The sequence below is a fragment of the Microcoleus sp. AT8-B5 genome (assembly GCF_036705565.1).
In the GTDB taxonomy this organism is placed as follows: domain Bacteria; phylum Cyanobacteriota; class Cyanobacteriia; order Cyanobacteriales; family Microcoleaceae; genus Microcoleus.
Map to the genome: position 1 here is coordinate 79,255 of NZ_JAUBUY010000020.1, position 17,555 is coordinate 96,809.

A 17,555-nucleotide genomic window follows, 5' to 3' on the forward strand; every position below is an offset into this window, starting at 1 on the left:
GCAACGAGGAATGTACGGGATTTAACGGATGTAACGGGTTATATCAAGTCCGAGGGATCTGTCTGATATAATTCCATATCTTGTAGGGGCGGGTTCACCAGTATTCTCAACTTCAAAGCCAACAAATTTATAAACCCGCCCCGCCCATATCAACAGTCAACAGTCAACAGTCAACAGTCAACTGTCAACCTCCTTCGATATTTCCAAATGCGTTGTCCGATCGCCGGTGGCAACCAAAACACATGATCCAGCGATCGCTTAACCGGAATTTCGCCTAAAACCTCGGTTCGCCATGCCTGCCACATCAGCAGCAACCAGAGATTATTGCCAATATAGCGATCGCGCATTGCAACTCCGAGTTGTCCCGATAACATCGAGTCGGCCAAATGGGGCTGCCAGCAATTTTGCGATCGCAACACATTCGGATTCAGCCGATCGCCGATCGCAGCCCAAAACTCCCGGTAATACCAAACCTTCAACGGCACACCCATCCCGCGCTTTTCTCGCCAGACAATTTCCGGTGGCAACCAGCGTTCAGACGCTTTTTTGAGGATGTATTTTTCGCACGCACCTTGCAGTAGCAGCTCGCCAGGGAGTTGAAACGTCCAGTCCGTGAGGTCGGGGTCGCAGAAGGGCGATCGCACCCACAAACCGCAAGCAAACGCCAATGCCGTTGCCCTCGGCTGAATATTTTGGGCACCTTTGAGCATCAGCGAAGCGCGCCGTAGCCTCGCTAGCAGGGAAGGACACCTCTTCGACAAACAACCGGGATCGATCGCGTCTTGCAGATAAACGCTCAAATCGTGAGACTGGATGCGATCGAGCATTTCGGGCGAAAAAACCTGTTTTTCATAACCATAAAATCGCTGAAACGTCCGCAAATACTGCTGTTCAAAGGTTTCTCCTCCGGCGGGATGTTCTGCTGTGTAAACTCCGTTGGCAATCAAAGGCTTGTTTGTCCATCCGGCAAATAGCTGATCGCCATTCTCGCCATTGAATACAACTCGCACATCTTGCGCCGCCGCCTGTTTGAGCAAAAACAGCGCAGCCGTCGTACCATCTCCATAGGGTAAATCGAGGGCTTTGGCGGTTGGCCCGATCGCGCGCAACACTGCATCACCCGTCGCCGCCACCCGAATCAGCGGAATCTGGAAAAAGTCCGCCACCTGTTGGGCGTAGGGCAGTTCGGAATAGGCTTCGACACCAAAATCGAGGGCATAGGCGCGCACCTGCAAGCCTGCTTTCACTAGCAGCGCCGTCACCAGGGAAGAATCGATGCCACCGGAGAGTAAAACGCCTACGGGTTCGTCGATCGGCAAATCGGCCACTTGTCGATCGATCGCCTGTTGCAACAGCCTTTGCAATTGTGCGATCGCCTCGTCTTCACTCCGCAGTAATTGGGGCGCTTCTTGCCAAGCTGAAGGCAGCGATCGCACTTTCGGCAGATCCTTAATATCGGCAATTTCCCAAATCATCTCGCTTCCGGCTGCTACGGAGGCAATTTGCTCGATCGGCGTTAACGGCGTGGGCACGTAGGAAAAGCAAGCATAAGTGTGTAGGGCGATCGGGCTAATTTGAGAGGAAGCAATCAGCGGTAGCAGCAGTTGCATTTGCGTCGAAAACCAAATCGTTTCTCGCAACTGCATCCAATAAAGCGGCACTCGCCCAAACGGATCGCGCCCCAGCCTTAGCTGTTGGGCTTCTACCGCCGCCCAAGCATCTCCCGGAAAATCCGTCGCCCGATCGCGCCCGCAAGCATTCAGCGTCACTCGATCGCCCGTGAGTACAGATGCAGAGGCGATCGCCCATTCTGATAATTTGCCCTGTCGGATGAAGTAGTCTGGGGCTAAACGGCTGAGCGTTTTTGTGCGATCGCCCAGTCCCCAATAGCCTATGAAATGTGAAGGTTTGCCGATCGCACCCATCTATTTCACCGTGAAAGGTTCACTGCCGATCGCGCGCCCATCCAGGGACATCCGAACTTCCCATTTGCCTGGGGCTGCAGCAGATCCGAGATCGTAAAAGCAGTGGGTATTCCAAACCGCAGTATCGATCGTGCGAGTTTGATACCTAGCCTGATGCACAGTTTGACCGCTAGGATTAATCCAATCGCATTGCAGAGACAACTCATTGCCGATCGGAGCATTTTGCAACGTCACCTGATAGTAGATGCGGGGATTAATTTGACGATTGACTTGAGTGAGGCTGTCACCGCCCTTTTGAGATAGGGAAATTCGGTCTTCTCCTGCGACAACTCGAGCAGTTTTTTGTTGCTGATTTTGCCCGAACAGTACACCTATACCGATCGCAGATATGACAACGGCTGTCGAGGCGATCGCGATCCAGCGGTTGCGTCGCTGCTGTTTTTCTAGGACTTCGCGGCGGCGCATTTGGGCGATCGCATCTTCTAAAAGCTCATCAGGAAGATTCAACTCCCGTAAAATTTCTCTTACCCGATCGGGTTCCAATTCTAACTCGCGCTGCTGCGATAACTTGTCGATTTCAGCGACTACCTGTGCTAACTGAGTTTGAGTGAGTCGAGGTTCCATAGAGTTCCTTCCCAGTAAAAATTAGATCTAAAAATCACATCACATTTCTCTTCTCTTCCTCTGCGCCCTCTGCGCTCTCTGCGGTTAAATTACTCATATTATTCAATAAACAGCTCTCAAAGTCAATTCATAAAAATCCTAACCTTAACCTCATAAAATTTATGTAAAAGCTATGGTAAGGTGCGTCGCCATCTATACTCTCCAATTTTTATTGAATCTCTGACAGCGACGCACCCTACACATTATCGCTAAGTCCTCTATTTAAGAACCTCGATTATAAAATCAAGACTGCTGCACAGTTCTATTTTCGTTTCACTTAAAGGCAATTTGCCTGAATTGATTTTTTCCTGTTGGCGATTCAACCAAATTGCGTTTAATCCCGCATTTTTAGCACCACAATAATCAGCTTTGAAGCTGTCGCCGATATGCAACACATTCTCCGCAATGCAGTTGTGCTTTTGCAAAGCGGCGGTAAAAATTTGAGAATCGGGTTTGGCTGCACCAACCTCGGTGGAAATTGTCACTGATGTGAAATATTCAGCTAAGTTTAGTGCTTTTAATACTGCATAAATTCTGGAATCGAAATTCGATACTACTGCTAATTTAATCCCTTGTTGCTGCCACCTATTTAATGCTGGGAATACGTCGGGATAGACGAACCAAGGTTCGGCGGTGGCAAAATGAGCGTAGAGTTCGACAAAGAATTTGGGAAAGTCTGAGAATTGATTGAAAACGCCTGCTTTTTGAAAAGCGTTCGCGCAAACTGCTTGCCACCATTCAAATTCTAGCTGGGGAATTTGGGCTAATTCTCTTCCGGGAAATGCCATCGGATTTGAGTCGGCAAAACTTTGGAAAAATGCTGCATTTAACTCTTCGTTAGAAACAGTTACTCCCCAACTGCGGGCAAATTTTCCGTAGACTTCGCCGACGCTGCCGCGCACGTCAAATAGCGTGCCTGCGGCATCAAGAAAAATAATTTTGGTCATTTGAGAAGAAAAAGGGAAGAGGAAAGAGGACTTATCGCACATCCGGTTGCATCGGAATGATTTAACCACAGAGGACACAGAGATCGCAGAGGAAAAGAAGAGAATAGAAGAGAACAGAGATTTGAGTAATTCCTTCTTTGTTCTTCCTTTTTTCTTCTTCCTTCTAATTAGTTATTTGCGGATTCACCACACCAGAATGATTGGCAATGTTGCCTGCAGGTTCAAATCTGCCTCCTAAATATTTGGCTAGGAATTCTTCGGCGATCGCATAAAAGTGCAGGCGATTTTCCGGTCGCGCAAATCCGTGTCCTTCGTCTGTATAAAGCACGTATTCTACAGGTTTGCCGGCTTGCTTCATGGCATTGACAATTTGCTCGCTTTCTGCTAATTTAACTCGCGGGTCGTTAGCACCTTGGGCGATTAGCAAAGGTTTCTGGATGCGATCGACAAAAAATAAGGGCGAGATCGATTTCAGAAATTCTGGTTCTGTTTCCAGATTTCCGACGCGGTGATACAGACTTGCTTTTCTCGGTTCCCAGTAAGGGGGAATAGTTTGCAGCAGTGTAATCAAATTGCTTGGCCCGACAATATCGACAGCGCAGGCAAAAACATCGGGACTAAAAGTCAATCCCGCTAAGGCAGCATAACCACCGTAAGAACCGCCCATAATCGCAATTTTATCCTGTAGGGCAATTCCTGTTTCTACAAGCCAATTAACGCCATCTAGCAAGTCGTCGTGCATCTTAGCGGCCCATTCGCGATTGCCGGCATTGAGAAAGGCTTTGCCGTAGCCGGTGGAACCGCGAAAATTGATTTGCAAAACGGCGTAACCTCGGTTTGCCAGCCATTGGGCTTGTGGATTGTAACCCCAGGTATCGCGTGCCCAGGGGCCGCCGTGAACAAGCAAGACTGTCGGTACGGGTGTGGCGACGCCGACAGGTTTTGTCAGGTAGCCGTGAATGGTTAAACCATCTCTTGCGGTGTAAGAAATGGGTTCTATTGATGATAGCGGTAGACCTTCGAGTTTGGGTTGGTTGCTGAACAGGAAGGTGAAGGTTTTGGAGGCGCGATCGAACGCATAGTGGTAAACTGGGCCGTCGTCTGTCATGTAAGCGATTAGCCAAGTGGTATCGGCGAGGTTTCGGCTGGTGATGGAGAATTCGCCGGGGCGGAATTTGCCGATATCCTCAAAATCCTCTGCTATGCTTTGGTCTAAAATCTGCCACTCTTGCTTGTCCTTGTAGAAGGAAACCGCCTGAATCTCTCGCTTGGTGGGGTGTACGACAATGCCGCCGACATCGTATTCTGGGTCAGAGGCGAGATCGGTTTCTTGTTTGGTTTCTAAGTCGAGTGCGATCGAACGTTCGGCGTTAGCATCGTGATTGCCGATGATGTAAAGAATTTTGCCGTTTTCTGAGAACATGAGGGCACCACCTTCCTCATCGGGCCCCCAGGTTCGCAGGCTTTCCCAAGACTTGTCTGCAGTTTCCCGAAACACTAATTCTGACCCGCCGTCGGCAGTGGTGGCTGTGGCCGCCCGCACTTGGAATTGGGCGTCAGCAATCCAACCGACGATGTTACCTGGGTTGTCGGTGTCAAATTCAACGGCACCATTTTTGAGGTTGATGCGGTAAACGTCGTGTTTGCTGCGATCGCGGATGTTCATTCCCACTAATATTTCATTGGGGAATTTGCGGTCAAAGGCGATCAGATGAGATCGAACACCTTGAAATGGTGTCAAGTCGCGAACCAGATTTGACTGGATATTGACTAAATATAAATGCCAGTTTTCATCACCGTCTGCATCTTGGAGGTAAATTAACTCTTCGCCGCTGTAAGCCCAGTAAAAGATGCGAATGCCTCGTTTTTTATCTGCTGTCAGTTGGCGATCGTCTGCTTGACCGATGGTACGCAATTGCACTTGCAAAACGTTGTTTTCATCGGGTGCAATGTAGGCGAGATACTTGCCATCTGGTGAAAGTCTGGGGCTAGCTTTTTCGGAATTTCCGAAGAGAATTTCTCGCTCTATCAGGGGGGGAAGTTCGGTTTTTTGCTGTTGAATTGTAGGAGTTGGCATTTTTTATTTTCCCTAATATTTTCTATAGGAACGGGCAAGATGCCCGTTCCACAAGAATATTGAATTTTTTGGGAACGGGCAAGATGCCCATTCCACAAGAATATTGAATTTTTTGGGAACGGGCAAGATGCCCGTTCCACAAGAATGTTGAATTTTTTGGGAACGGGCATCTTGCCCGTTCCACAAGAATGAATGTTGAATTTTTTGGGAACGGGCAAGATGCCCGTTCCACAAGAATGTTGAATTTTTGTGGAACAGGCATCTTGCCTGTTGCCAATCTATTTGAAGAAGCATCCATTAACTTTTCAGCAAATCCTGAATCGGCTTGCTAATCCAATTGAAACCAACTTTTAGCTGATGGTCAAATGTTGGCATCCGATAGAGATAGGCTAGGCGGCGAGCAATGTGGGCTAGTTGTCCGTCGAGTTTAATTCCTAAACCGGCTAGGGTGGCGTTGTCATTTCCTAATGTCATCATTTCTCCTAGGGGCTGATAGCGGAAAGGAAGTAATGGGCGGCCGGTCAGGGAGGCCCAAATGTTCCATGCGGTGTAGTCAGCTTGCTGGAAGGCTGTTTGGGCTGTTCCGGGGACTTTTTGACCATTTGCATCGTGACATTCAGCTAAGTCTCCCAAGGCGAATATATCTGGATGGTCGATAATTTGCATTTGCGGATTGACTATTAATTGACCGCGCTGGTTTTGTTTGAGGGGTAGCGATCGCACTGCTTGACTAACTTGAGTTCCTACTGTCCACAGCACTATGTCTACGGGGAGAACATCTAATTGTCCTTTGTAAAGTAAGGATATTGTGTCTGCTTCGATCGCCTCTACTGCTGTTTCTAAGTCGATCCACACTTTCCGTTTTTCTAAAGCTTGGGTGGCGGCTTGGCGGTTAAACTCCGGTGATGTCCGCAGAATCATGTCGCTTTGCTCAACTAACCGCACGCGACCTTTTTCTCCGAGTCGATCGGCTAATTTACAAGCTAATTCTACTCCCGAATAACCGGCGCCGACGATCGCCACCCGAATTTTGTCGGTGTTGCTGGCTTCTAAAAACCGCAGTCTTTCTTCTAAGCGGTAGGCGTCGTCGAGAGTGCGAAACGAGTAAGCATATTCAACCGCACCCTTGACCATATCTAGAGGGGTTTTGCCGCCTAAAGCTAAAACCAGGCGATCGCACGGAATTTCTGGCCCGTCGTGTAACTGCACTCGCTTTTGCTCCACATCGATGCCGGAGACAGTACCTTGACAAAAGCGCACGCCTGTGTTTTCCAATAGTTCGGCAAACGGGGGGGCAATTTCCCAGGTTTGGAGTTCGCCGGTCAGGAGTTCGTACAGCAGGGGAACGAACAAAAATCGATCGCGGCGGTCAACTAGGACTATTTCGGGTTTTTCGGTTTTGGAGAAGGGTAACTGACTCAAGCGCAGGGCTGTGTAGAGTCCGCCGAAGCCTCCGCCGAGAATGCAAATCCGGGGTTGTTGTTGAGTCATGGTGTTTTGTTTGAGGGGCTGGTCGGTAGCAAGGAAACTTATCTTATTCTAACGAGAGTGAGGGAGTGGGGAAGGGGGAGATTGGGGGAGTGGGAGTGGAAGAGATGGGGAGAGGGGGAGAGAGGGGGAGTGGGAAAACGAGAAAGGGGAAAATCTTCCCTGTTTCCCTCGAACCTCAACATCCATCCGTTAAATGCGTTCAATCCGTTAGATAATGCGTTTCCGAACTCTTTTCTACATCTCTAGCCTTGATTAGCTCTACCTATTAGCCACCCTCAAATTTTCTGAATGTTCGCAGAACTAATTTTGTACTATATTAGTTTATAACGAATTATTTCGCCAATTTAATTTACTTTTTATAGGGTAATCTACTCTAACACTTGCCCCCGCACTCACAAGTGAAAAAATCATGCAAATTTCCTCTAATTCTTCTAAATTTAAGAACGGCGATCGCAATAAGGAAGACGGCTCATCTTTGTTAAAAAGCGAAGAAAAATATAAAAATTTAGTAGCTAATATTCCTGGTGCTGTCTACCGCTGTACCTGCGAGTATACGGACGAGGAGGAATTAACACGCACAATGGCGTTTTTGAGCGAGGCTGTTCAAGAAATATCAGGCTATCCTTCTTCGGATTTTATCAACGATCGCGTCCGTTCTTTTGCCAGCATTATCCATCCTCAAGACCGCAAAAATGTGGATGCTACTGTCAAAAAAAGTGTAGAAACCAGAACTCCGTACATCCTTGAATACCGGATTTTCCGGGCTGACGGCGCTATTAGCTGGGTTTACGAAAAAGGCAAAGCTGTTTGCTGCGAGGCGGAAGAGGATAGAGGAAAACAAGAGGAACAAGGGGAAATTGAGGGTTTTTTGTCGGCTGTGGTTTCGCCGGTTTCGCCGATCGCAAATTCTCAGTGTCGGGTTGTTTATCTCGACGGAGTAATTTTGGATATTACGGAACGAAAGCGAGCTGAGGAAAACCTGCGAAACACTCAAGATTTTCTGAATGCGGTACTGCAAAATCTACCAATTAGCGTCTTTATTAAAGATGCTGTAGAGCAAAAATTTATTTATTGGAATACTGCTAGCGAAGAATTGTTTGGCTATTCCAGGGATGAAGTGATTTTAAACAATGCTGCTGACTTGTTGGAGTCAGTTCAGGCCAATTACTTGCAAGCACAAGATTTAGAAGTGCTGGAAACTAGAAAAGGCGTAGATTTGCCCGAACAAACTATCGAACTTCCGCACCGAGGCAAGCGGATTTTGCACACAAAAAAAGTTCCTTTGTTTGACGAATCGGGCGCGCCTAAGTACATTTTGGGTATTGCTGAAGATATTACGGAAAGCAAAAAAACTGAAACAGAATTGTTGCGCTTGGCCATTGTGGCTCAAAAAACGCAAAATGGTGTGATTATTACTGATGCTCAAGGCTGCATTGAATGGGTGAATGAAGGATTTACTCGGATTAGTGGTTATGTGCTGGCAGAAATGCAGGGCAAAAAACCGGGTGATGTACTGCAAGGCGCTCAAACAGACCCGGTAACTATTGCTCAACTGCGATCTGCTTTGGCTGCGGGCCTGCCGTTTAATCAGGAAATCTACAATTACAGCAAGGATGGAAAGGGTTATTGGGTGGCGCTTTCGATCGCCCCAATTTATCAAGAAAATGGCGAACTAGAAGGTTTTATTGCGGTACAAACTGATATTACGGATCGCAAGCAAGCAGAGGCAACAGTCAGGGAGAGGGAGAATTATTACCGCTGCATTGTCGAGACGGCTTCGGAGGGCGTTTGGATGTTTGACAGCGAAAGTATCACGACTTTTGCTAACAGCATGATGGCCGAAATGCTGGGGTATACTGTGGAGGAAATGCTGGGGCGATCGCTATTTGAGTTTATCGACTGCGAGTCTAGGAAAATAGCAGAAAGTTACGTCCAGCGCCGGCGGCAAGGCATTCGCGAACGCCACGATTTTAAGTTTACTCGCAAAGACGGATCTCACTTGTGGGCGATCGTCTCGGCGACGCCGATGTTCGACGATGAGGGCGAATTTTCCGGGGTGTTGCGGATGATTACCGATATTAGCGATCGCAAACAAGCCGAAGCAGAATTGCGCCAAACTCTCCAAGAGTTGGAATTTGAAAAATTTGCTTTGGATCAATCGGCAATTGTCTCGAATACCGACGAATTCGGAGCCATTACCTATGTCAACGATCAATTTTGCGAACTCTTTAAATATTCCCGAGAAGAACTGATTGGCAAAACCCACAGACTTGTCAATTCTGGCTATCACTCAGCCGATTTTTTCAAGGAGCTTTGGTCAACCATCCGCCAGGGAAAGGTTTGGCGAGGAGAAATGAAAAATCAAGCTAAAGATGGCACATTATTCTGGTTGGATACTACCATTGTACCTTTCTTAAATACCAACGGCGAACCCCATCAATATGTAGCAATTCGTAAAGATATTACCGATCGCAAACACGCAGAAGAAGCGGTGCGACTTTCCGAAAGTCAATTGAGGGCTAAAAATCAAGAATTGGCAAAAGCCCTGCGGGATGTGCATAAAACTCAAAGCATGATGGTTCAAAATGAAAAAATGGTAAGTTTGGGGCAATTAGTCGCTGGCGTTGCTCACGAAATCAACAATCCAGTTAGCTTTATTTACGGCAACGTCATGCACGCTGACGATTACTTTAAAGACTTGCTAAAAATGCTGCAACTTTACCAGCAGGAATACCCGCAACCAACATCGGCAATTCAACAAGAAATAAATGATGTTGATTTAAATTTTCTGCTCAAAGATTTGCCGAACCTCTTAAATTCGATGAAAATGGGAGCAGAGCGAATTCGTCAAATTGTGCTGTCACTGAAGAATTTTTCGCGATTAGATGAAGCCGAACAAAAGCAGGTGGATATTCACGAAGGGATTGAAAGCACTTTGTTGATTTTGCAACACAGGTTGAAAGAAACGGCAGGGCATCCTAAAATTGTACTGATCAAAGAGTTCGGGAATTTGCCCCGCGTACAGTGTTATGCAGGACAGTTGAATCAGGTATTTATGAATATTATCGGCAATGCAATTGATGCTTTGGAAGAGGCAATGGAGACTGGACAGTGGGCGCAGGGGGAACAGGCGCTTATTCCTTATTGTCCTTCGCCGACGCTGCGGATTTGTACGGAGGTAAAATATGAACAGGATGCTTTGATGCCACCCGATTCTGCTGTTTCTGATACTTCGATTCGGCATCCTTCTCATATTGTGATTAGGATTGCTGACAACGGCCCGGGGATTCCGATAGATGTTCACGAAAGGCTGTTCGATCCGTTTTTTACTACGAAAGAACCCGGTAAAGGTACTGGTTTGGGGCTGTCTATTAGCTATCAAATTGTAGTGGAAAAGCACGGCGGGCAGCTTCATTGCGATTCTGCACCGGGTCAAGGTACGGAATTTGCGATCGAGATTCCTGTAGGGAATAGTCAGTAGTCAGTAGTCAGTAGTCAACAGTCAACAGTCAACAGTCAACTAATGAAATATAACGTAATTTACGACGGCAATTGCAATCTCTGCGTTACCTTGGTGCAGTTACTAGAAAATTTAGATAAAGGCCAGAACTTTGAGTATATTTTTATGCAAGATTTAGAGCAATTAAATCGCTTTGGGATTACGTCTGAAGACTGCGAAATGGGGATGATTTTGATAGATAGCAACACCCCCGAACGACGCTGGCAGGGCAGCGATGCGGCGGAGGAAATCGGACGGATATTGCCTGCTGGCGAGGTTTTTGTGGCTGCTTATCGGGCAATGCCGGGGATGAAGTGGATGGGCGATCGCGTGTACGAACAAGTCCGCGATCACCGCTATACTTTGTTTGGCAAGCGATCGACTACTTACAAATCTGTTTATCCAGTTGGCTGTAAGTCGATCGGCAATTGCGACAATCGGGACTAATACCAAATCCACCTTCGTTTCCGTAGGGGCAATCCCCCCGTGGTTGCCCGATTTCAATCGCCGATTGACCTTCAATCTAAAATCTAAAATCTAAAATCTAAAATCTAAAATCGATTGATTGATTGATTAAACAAATCAAAAATCTGCTGGCAAAAGTGTTTGAGTTTTTGCGCCGACTCCACCGCAGGTTCGGTTAGGCCGAGAAAATTCCAATTTTCCACAGTAGAAAAGTGCCACTGCTGACCGCTATGATCGTAACCGGCGGCCTCAACTCCGATCGCCCGCCGATATCCTTCCACCGGATCTTGGTAAAATCGGATTTGAATCAAAATGCTGCGGCTTTGCAACAAGCGACTTCTACCGGGAAAATGGAAGCCAATGTCGATCGAATCTGGATCTACAAGTTCTCTGGTATCCTCGTCATTCATCCAAGGTTTCAAATCAACTTTTGCATCCGGGAATTCCGACTTGAATAAATTAACAACCGCAGCAATTTTGCTGGCAACTTCTATATTTTTGGCTTGTTCGGCAGCGTTCACTCGAAAAACTCCTATCAAATATAGTTATTACATTTAGCTAATAATGTAACTGCATACTGCCGAATGTAGACTGCCAACAGCGGACTTTTTCAGAAATAATTAGGCATTGACAAATTTTCATATATGTGTTATTCCGTTTTTAGCCGAGTCTCGCTCCCCCTAAATCCCCCTTAAAAAGGGGACTTTGAGCAGGCTCTTATCCTCCCCTTATTAAGGGGGGTTAGGGGGGATATCCGGGTTTTAAAACACGCCATAGTTCCATGATTTTAATTCAAAGGAAGGGCGATCGCAAATTCCGAACCTTCTCCCAGCACCGATTCGCAAGTTAGTTTACCGCCGTGGGTTTCTTCGACAATTTGCCTGCTGATAGACAACCCCAAACCCGTACCTTTTCCTACTCCTTTGGTAGTAAATAAATGGTCAAATATTTTCGACTTGATCTCCGATGACATCCCTTTACCGTTATCTTTGATTTTAATCACCACGCTGTTGTTATCCTCCGAGAGATGAGTGATAATGGCGATCGTATTCGGTAAAGCTTCAATTTCAGCGTAAGTGCGACCCTGATTGAATTCGTCAAAACACTCGATCGCATTTGCCAGCAAATTCATAAATACCTGATTCAGTTGCCCAAAATAACATTTAACTGACGGGATATCTCCGTATTCTTTGATAATTTTAATCGCGGGGCGAGTATCTTTAGCTTTCAGACGATACTGTAAAATCATCAAAGTGCTGTCGATCCCCTCATGAATATTTGCTGACACTTTATTCGCACTGTCAGCGCGAGAAAAAGTCCGCAAAGACTTGCTAATATTGCGGATGCGCTCTGTACCTGATTTCATAGATAAAAGCATTTTCGGCAAATCTTCAATCAAATATTCTAAATCAATCTCTGATGCTTTATCCTGTAATTCATCTCCAGGATTAGGAAATTTTTCTTGGTAAAGTTGTAAGCAATCAATCAAATCTAAGCTAGCCTCAGCAGCAGCATCAAGATTGCCCGCAATAAAACCAAGCGGATTGTTAATTTCGTGAGCAACCCCTGCAATTAAGTTGCCTAGAGCAGACATTTTTTCGCTTTGAATCAGTTGCAGTTGCGCCTGTTGCAATTCATTGAAAGATTTTTCTAACTGTTGAGATTTTTCTTTCTCCCGCGCGTACAAACCAGCATTTTCTACAGCAATAGCAACTTGAGAAATTAACACTTTGAATACTTCAACTCTCTCTGCTGTAAAAGCTCCTACTGTCAAAGCATTTTCTAAATAAATGATTCCGCGCCGCTGAGATTGATAAATAATCGGCAAACAGAGAATTGATTTGGGTTGATATTTCTGAATGTAGGCATCTACGTTAAAAGGTTCCGCGACAGTCGCATTGTCTAAAACTAGATGCTTTTGACTGCGGTGTACGTAATTAATCACAGACAGGGGAACATCTTGACTATTTTCTACGGGAATAGAGGGTAAGAGTGTCACTTTATCCTCCGCGAAACTTCCAGTAGCTTCTATGCAGAGGTTCTCGTTTTTCACCAGCAGCAGCACTACTTTTTGAGCCGCTGCATTTTCTAAAATAATTTTGATTAATTTGGTCAACAATTTTTCTAGAACAATTTCACCATTAATGGCTTGCGCCGACTTAATAAAAGTAGCTAAGTCTAATAAATCGCCTAAACTACTACTGGTAGTATTTCCCGTGGTAGTGCGGGTGACATCGAGGGTTGGGGTTGGAATTGTGCGCGTCTGTGCTGCTAAGAAAGGATGTGTTGATTCTAAGTGTTTAACTTTAGCGATGGCTCCCCAATGGATATATCCATAATAGGCTTTAGTCAGATATGCTTGAGAAACTATCTCTTTACCCAAAGATTGATAAAATTCTCCTGCTAATTCATAGGCTAATGCTTCCTCTTGAATGTAACCGTTTTTTGCGGCTCCCTCAATTGCGCGATCGTACAAATCCATTGCTTCAGTATTTTGCCCCAACACTCGCGCTTTTTCCGCTGCAACCAAGTCGTATTTGTGTTGATAATTCATCGGAGCATGAACTGCCCATTTTTTCATTTTCTTTTGGTTTTGCAACACTTTTGCCAAATATTGCTTTTGTTCCTCTTTGCCAGTTGCTGGATACAAAGCTATCATACTGAGAGATGAGTAAAAATTATTCAGAGCAACCACATCGAATCCGGCTACAGACTCCTCATGTTTCTCAAATAACCTTGAATTTTCTAAAGCTTGAGCGTAGTTTTTGAATATAAAATTAAGCTGAGTTTTGGCATGATAAACCAAACCCACTAAAAAAAAGTTTTTAGATTCTATTAAAATGGGGAGCGTTTTGACTTCATTAAATCTCTCACCGACTAAATGACAGGGCTCGACAGCTTGACCGCGCAAATTGAGCGCTGTCTGCCTGCCTATACTTATATACTGTACAGCCATTTCAAGTTGAGATTGCTGCATTAGTTTCATATATTTACCAGTTTCCTGCTCCACCAAATCAAGAGGCTCTCCTATCGACAGTTGGTTTAAGCAATATGCACCTATAGCATAACCAGCAAATTCCAAATCTCCAGTTTCCATCCCATTTTTAAAACCTTCTTTTAGATCGCCTAATCCTGACTTGAGAGTGGCTTTCCAGTGGTGAATAAAAGAACCAAATGTTGCATAAACTCTACTTTTGATTGAACGGGAGGGAAATTTGTCTAACAGCCTAATTGCTAGTTGACCGAATTGGTATGCCAAACTAATGTCCCCTAGCTTGCACATAACTACGCCATAATAAACGTAGGCAATACTTGCATAAGGCGAATTACCGTATTTAATACACAGCTTGACCATCCTAAATGCCAGCAGCGGTATCAGTGGGGGTTTTGCCTGAATAGCACTGCTGAGAATCCCTGATAAAATCCGCATGGCTGCTTGTTTTTCGGGATCGATCATTTCTGGCAAGTTAGCTAAATCCTCAATTCGTTTCAATCCCAAGCTCAGTTTGGTATTACTCAGTCCCGCCATAATATGTAGCGCGTGGGGATTTTGAGGAAAAGAAATGCCTAATAGTTTCAGCACTTCCAGTCCTGTATTTAGTGCTTCTACCACTCTATTTTGAGCGTTATAAGACTGGATTTGAAGTTCATAAACATTCACTTTGTCCAGTAATATTTTAGCTTTTTGCAGTACAATATCAACCAGCTTTTTTGAATCTTCATAGTGGACATTTAAGTATTCAGCTTCGGCTGTTGACTCGTAGATTTCTAACGTTAAGTCATAGTGACATTGCCAAGAATCTGCCGGCAATAATTCCATAGCAACCCGCAAATACCTAACAGCCGCTTCATAGGCAGCAGCCGCTTTGGCTTTGCGTCCAGCAGTTAAATTTAATTGTGCCAACTGAGTTTTTTCTGATTGTTGGCTAATCGTGTCAATTCCAACATTCAATTGATTGACAATATCAAAGATGTTTTCTTCTAGCTTGTCTGGTGGAGTATTCTGTAACAGTAGTTGACCGATTTTTAAATGGGTTAATTGCTTTTGGTCTTCGGGAATGAGCGAATATGCGGCTTGCTGAACGCGATCGTGCAAAAATTTGTAACTAACCCGCGAAGTGTCTAACTTGAGGTTGATTGATTCGGCTCGATCGAAAACTAAAGGAATGCGATAGGCATCACTCAATGGCAGAATTAACCCGGATTGTAAAGCTGAATAAAGTTCAGTTGCTGTAGTATTAGCTGACTTTTCGCTAACAAGTGACAGCACATCTAGAGCAAATTTATCTCCCACGCAAGCTGCTAGCTTCAACACTTCTTGCGTGGGTTCGGGTAGCTTTTTAATGCGAGAAGCTACCAGTTCCACTACACTTTTATCGGTGATTCCAATGGCTTGGATTTCATCGATACTCCAATACCAGCCCGTTTGACTTCCCTCATTTGTAATCTGATTAAATTCAAATCTTAAAAGAGAGTCTTGATAAAGTGCTTGGAGTAATTGGGTCAAGAAAAAAGGATTGCCACCCGTTTTATTCCAGATTAAATCGGCTATATTTGTTACTTTTTCTGTGCAAGTGTTAAGTGTTTCAGTGACTAATTCCGTCACATTTGCTAAATCAAGCGGTTGCAACACGATATTGTTGACTATTGTACCAGTTTTTTCAAGTTCTTCTACGGTCTGAATTAAGGGGTGGGTCGGACTAACTTCATTGTCTCGATAGGCACCGATTAGCAGCAAATATTCCTGGTCAGGGTCAGTTATTAGTATTTGCATCAACTTTAATGTTGCTGAATCTGCCCACTGCAAATCGTCTAAAAAGATAACTAGGGGGTGTTCTTTTTGGGCGAAAACGCGAATAAATTCTTTGAATACCCGATTGAATCGATTTTGGGATTCTATAGGGGCGAGTTCTGGGACTTCTGGCTGTTTGCCGATGATTAATTCAACTTTGGGAATTACGTCGGCAATTACTTGGCCCTCTGTTCCCACTGCTGTTAAAATTTTAGTGCGCCATATTTCTAATGAAAGTGCACTTTCGGTTAGCAATTGCCGCAGCAAGGAGTTAAATGCTTGGATTAATGAGGCATAAGGAATGTTGCGTTTTAATTGGTCAAATTTGCCGCTGATGAAGTAACCTTTTGACCTGGTAATTGGTTTGCTAATTTCGTTGACTACGGCGGATTTACCGATGCCTGAGTATCCTGATACTAGCATTAATTCGCTTTGGCAATGGGCGAATTTTTCTGTATTTTGGTTTGGTGGAAAAGATGGGGCTGAAAGAGTTTCTGCATTGGGGCGGGCGGGTTTTTCTGTATTTAGGTTGGGTGGCAAAGATTTGGGTGATCCCGACCCTACACGTTCAAATGCTGCTAATAGTTCGTTGACTTGTTGTTCTCTACCGTACAATTTTTGGGGGATCAACAACTGGCTGAGAATATCTAAGCGTCCGGGGATGAATTCGGTAATTTGTCCGGTGGCTTCTAACTGATGCAAAGAAATTTCTAAGTCTGCTAACAATCCGGTCGCACTTTGATATCTATCTTCGGCATTTTTGGCTATCAATTTCATCACTATCTCTGAAAGGGCGACAGGTATTTGTGAATTGATTTGATGGGGATATATTGGTTGAACGGCGATGTGGCTGTAAACTATTTCTAAGGGGTCGTTGCTGCCGAAAGGCAATTTCCCAGTCAGCATTTCATAGAATGTGATACCAAGGGAATAAAAGTCTGTGCGGTAGTCGAGGGTGCGGTTCATTCTCCCGGTTTGTTCGGGTGACATATAGGCTAAGGTGCCTTCGACTGAGTTGGGGTTGTTAAATTGCGGGTTTTCTTTGTTGAGTTGTGTAGCAATGCCGAAGTCGGTTAGTTTTACTTGTTTTGTTTGCGAGTTAATTATGATGTTGCTGGGTTTGATGTCTTTGTGAATAATGTGGTGAAAATGCAGGTATTGTAAGGCTTTGACTATTTGGAGGGCGATGTTTAATTTTGCTTGCAGACTCAAGGTTTCTATTTCCAGCAGTTGGGCGAGGGATTCGCCGCCAAAGTCTTCTAAAACGATTCCTAATCGGTGGTCAAATGTTTCGATCCTGATGGCTTTGACGATTTGTTCGCTGTCTAAATTTTGGCTGATTTGATATTCGTGTTTGAGCCTGGTAATGGCTTCGAGGGTGGGATATTCGGCTTTGAGGACTTTCAGAATTACTGGGGGCGAGTCTGTCGGTTTTTGTCCGCGATAGATTATTGTTTCAACGCCTTCGTGCAGAGTAGAAATTATTTGGTATTCTGATAAGGTTAACATCACTTAAGTTATAAATTACAGGACATAATTGGGATTAGATTAACACTACTTAATCTAGATTTGGTGTGATTCCGATCGTGTATTTGGCGATTTCCCATCACACGGAATATACAAGAAGTGACAATGTGGGCTTGGTCGTTGGTGTCAACAAACATCTTAAATGTAATATTGGTCTTGTGTGTGAGTC

Annotated in this window: 9 protein-coding genes; 2 read left to right on the top strand and 7 right to left on the bottom strand. The window is 45.0% G+C overall.

What is annotated here, in order from left to right:
- Nucleotides 1-170: 170 nt before the first annotated feature.
- From QUB39_RS15620 to QUB39_RS15640, 5 genes are all read right to left on the bottom strand, one after another.
- Nucleotides 171-1,925: an asparagine synthetase B family protein gene (locus QUB39_RS15620; protein WP_333208361.1), complete on the bottom strand. Its 1,755-nt coding sequence runs from the start codon at nt 1,923-1,925 to the stop codon at nt 171-173.
- Nucleotides 1,926-2,549, bottom strand: a complete 624-nt coding sequence (locus tag QUB39_RS15625) for a DUF3859 domain-containing protein (RefSeq protein ID WP_333053314.1) — start codon at nt 2,547-2,549, stop codon at nt 1,926-1,928. It lies immediately after the preceding gene.
- A gap of 257 nt (nt 2,550-2,806) precedes the next feature.
- The gene (locus QUB39_RS15630; RefSeq protein ID WP_333208360.1) at nt 2,807-3,535 is read right to left on the bottom strand and encodes an HAD-IA family hydrolase; all 729 of its coding nucleotides are present in this window, start codon (nt 3,533-3,535) and stop codon (nt 2,807-2,809) included.
- Between the two features lie 163 nt (nt 3,536-3,698).
- Complete coding sequence (locus QUB39_RS15635; RefSeq protein ID WP_333208359.1) at nt 3,699-5,612, bottom strand: S9 family peptidase; 1,914 nt, start codon at nt 5,610-5,612, stop codon at nt 3,699-3,701.
- Between the two features lie 297 nt (nt 5,613-5,909).
- Nucleotides 5,910-7,103: an NAD(P)/FAD-dependent oxidoreductase gene (locus tag QUB39_RS15640; RefSeq protein ID WP_333208357.1), complete on the bottom strand. Its 1,194-nt coding sequence runs from the start codon at nt 7,101-7,103 to the stop codon at nt 5,910-5,912.
- Between the two features lie 409 nt (nt 7,104-7,512).
- On the opposite strand from QUB39_RS15640, the gene QUB39_RS15645 reads away from it, so the two are divergent.
- Both QUB39_RS15645 and QUB39_RS15650 read left to right on the top strand, forming a co-directional pair.
- Nucleotides 7,513-10,584, top strand: coding sequence for a PAS domain S-box protein (locus tag QUB39_RS15645; protein ID WP_333053311.1), 3,072 nt, complete (start codon nt 7,513-7,515; stop codon nt 10,582-10,584).
- A 42-nt stretch (nt 10,585-10,626) separates the two neighbouring features.
- A complete protein-coding gene (locus tag QUB39_RS15650; RefSeq protein WP_333208356.1) occupies nt 10,627-11,049 on the top strand; it encodes a DCC1-like thiol-disulfide oxidoreductase family protein in 423 nt (140 codons plus the stop codon).
- A gap of 104 nt (nt 11,050-11,153) precedes the next feature.
- Here the strand turns inward: QUB39_RS15650 and QUB39_RS15655 are convergent, their stop codons facing one another.
- Both QUB39_RS15655 and QUB39_RS15660 read right to left on the bottom strand, forming a co-directional pair.
- Nucleotides 11,154-11,588, bottom strand: coding sequence for a hypothetical protein (locus QUB39_RS15655; protein WP_333053309.1), 435 nt, complete (start codon nt 11,586-11,588; stop codon nt 11,154-11,156).
- Between the two features lie 266 nt (nt 11,589-11,854).
- Nucleotides 11,855-17,368, bottom strand: a complete 5,514-nt coding sequence (locus QUB39_RS15660) for a protein kinase domain-containing protein (RefSeq protein ID WP_333208355.1) — start codon at nt 17,366-17,368, stop codon at nt 11,855-11,857.
- Nucleotides 17,369-17,555 lie beyond the last annotated feature (187 nt).

Excerpts from the sequence above, each read along its gene's own strand:
- QUB39_RS15635 (WP_333208359.1), bottom strand. The coding sequence starts at position 5,612 with ATGCCAACTCCTACAATTCAACAGCAAAAAACCGAACTTCCCCCCCTG.
- QUB39_RS15630 (WP_333208360.1), bottom strand. The coding sequence starts at position 3,535 with ATGACCAAAATTATTTTTCTTGATGCCGCAGGCACGCTATTTGACGTG.
- QUB39_RS15650 (WP_333208356.1), top strand. The coding sequence starts at position 10,627 with ATGAAATATAACGTAATTTACGACGGCAATTGCAATCTCTGCGTTACC.
- QUB39_RS15625 (WP_333053314.1), bottom strand. The coding sequence starts at position 2,549 with ATGGAACCTCGACTCACTCAAACTCAGTTAGCACAGGTAGTCGCTGAA.
- QUB39_RS15640 (WP_333208357.1), bottom strand. The coding sequence starts at position 7,103 with ATGACTCAACAACAACCCCGGATTTGCATTCTCGGCGGAGGCTTCGGC.
- QUB39_RS15620 (WP_333208361.1), bottom strand. The coding sequence starts at position 1,925 with ATGGGTGCGATCGGCAAACCTTCACATTTCATAGGCTATTGGGGACTG.
- QUB39_RS15645 (WP_333053311.1), top strand. The coding sequence starts at position 7,513 with ATGCAAATTTCCTCTAATTCTTCTAAATTTAAGAACGGCGATCGCAAT.
- QUB39_RS15660 (WP_333208355.1), bottom strand. The coding sequence starts at position 17,368 with ATGTTAACCTTATCAGAATACCAAATAATTTCTACTCTGCACGAAGGC.